At 59.9% G+C, this 1,124-nt stretch carries 3 protein-coding genes; all 3 read right to left on the bottom strand.

The features are described 5' to 3' along the window. Window positions 1-182: hypothetical protein (locus ACPUD7_RS17685; RefSeq protein ID WP_205683417.1), on the bottom strand; the 182-nt coding region annotated here is incomplete at its 3' end. Continuing rightward, entirely contained in the window at window positions 160-378 is a 219-nt protein-coding gene (locus ACPUD7_RS17680; RefSeq protein ID WP_135542787.1) for a hypothetical protein, read from the bottom strand. The genes ACPUD7_RS17685 and ACPUD7_RS17680, both read right to left, overlap by 23 nt. 32 nt (window positions 379-410) lie before the next feature. Further along, the coding region (istB, locus tag ACPUD7_RS17675; protein ID WP_425120642.1) for an IS21-like element helper ATPase IstB at window positions 411-1,124 on the bottom strand (714 nt) is incomplete at its 5' end.

Below are 1,124 nucleotides of genomic sequence, written 5' to 3'. Positions count from 1 at the left end.
TGTGTTTTGTCAACTTTTTTCCGGCCAAAAGAGCGCCGAAAATCCAGCCAGGCGAGCATGGTTTCCAGCCGTGTGAGCTCCGCGTCCGATACGGGGAACGTGCCTACCCGTGCAGGGCTGCGGATGGGAATCTGTCCGCAGCCCTGACCTTCGTGGTTACTACCAGCCTTGATGGTCCGCAATCTGGTCTTTCAGCGTTTCGATCTCCGCCAGCAGGCGCTGGTAGTGAGTTCCGTGGTGATCGGGGCCGAACAGGAATTGGGCGGCTGATGAGATCGCGATCTGGCCGTCGAGACTGCTTCGGCGCAGGATGGTTTCAGCTGCGTAGAGGACGGTTTCGCATCGTTGGAAGAGCTCGTCGGTGCTGACAGAGTTCATGGTTGGTGTCCTTTCGGTGTCTGGTGGTGGGGTCATCTCATGAGTGCGTTCTTGACGCGGTAGGACTGGCCGGTGAAGTGGAGGAGTCTGCCGTGGTGGACGATGCGATCGATGATTGCTGCGGCCATGTTGTCGTCGCCGAACACGGTTCCCCACCGGGCGAACTCGAGGTTCGTGGTCAGGATGAGGCTGCGTTTCTCGTAGGCGTCGGCGATGACCTGGAAGAGGAGCCTGGCGCCTTCGGTATCGATGGGCAGATATCCGAACTCGTCGATGATGAGCAGTTTGTTCTTACCCAGCAGGGCCAGTTCCTTATCGAGTCGTCCTTGATCGGCTGCTCGGCGTAGATGTGTGACGAGGCTGGCGGTGGTGAAGAATCTGGCGGGTATTCCCCGGTGACAGGCGTGAGCGGCTAAAGCGATCGCCAGATGCGTTTTCCCGCATCCGACGTCGCCGTAGAAGACGAGGTCGGAACCAGTGGTCAGGAACTCGAGGTCGGTCAGTCGAGTGCGGCCGTAGTCGGTGGGGAACTTGATGTTTGTCCAGTCATACCCGTCGAGGGTTTTCAGGGTGGGCAGTTTCGCGGCTTTGAGTAGCCGGGTGCGGCGCTGATGGGCTCGGGAGGCGTGTTCGGCGGTGAAGAGGTCGTGGAGGAGTTGTCGTTGTTTCGGAGTTGCTTTGGCGGCGGCTTCGGCGACGACGGTATGGCTGATGCCGGTGTGTCGTCCCGCGTCGATGACGTCTGT

The organism is Brevibacterium sp. FAM 24630 (assembly GCF_049804075.1).
Lineage (GTDB): Bacteria > Actinomycetota > Actinomycetes > Actinomycetales > Brevibacteriaceae > Brevibacterium.
The sequence above is the reverse complement of the archived record's forward strand: the minus strand, read 5'-3'. Positions and strand labels throughout refer to the sequence as shown.

Excerpts from the sequence above, each read along its gene's own strand:
- ACPUD7_RS17680 (WP_135542787.1), bottom strand. The coding sequence starts at position 378 with ATGAACTCTGTCAGCACCGACGAGCTCTTCCAACGATGCGAAACCGTC.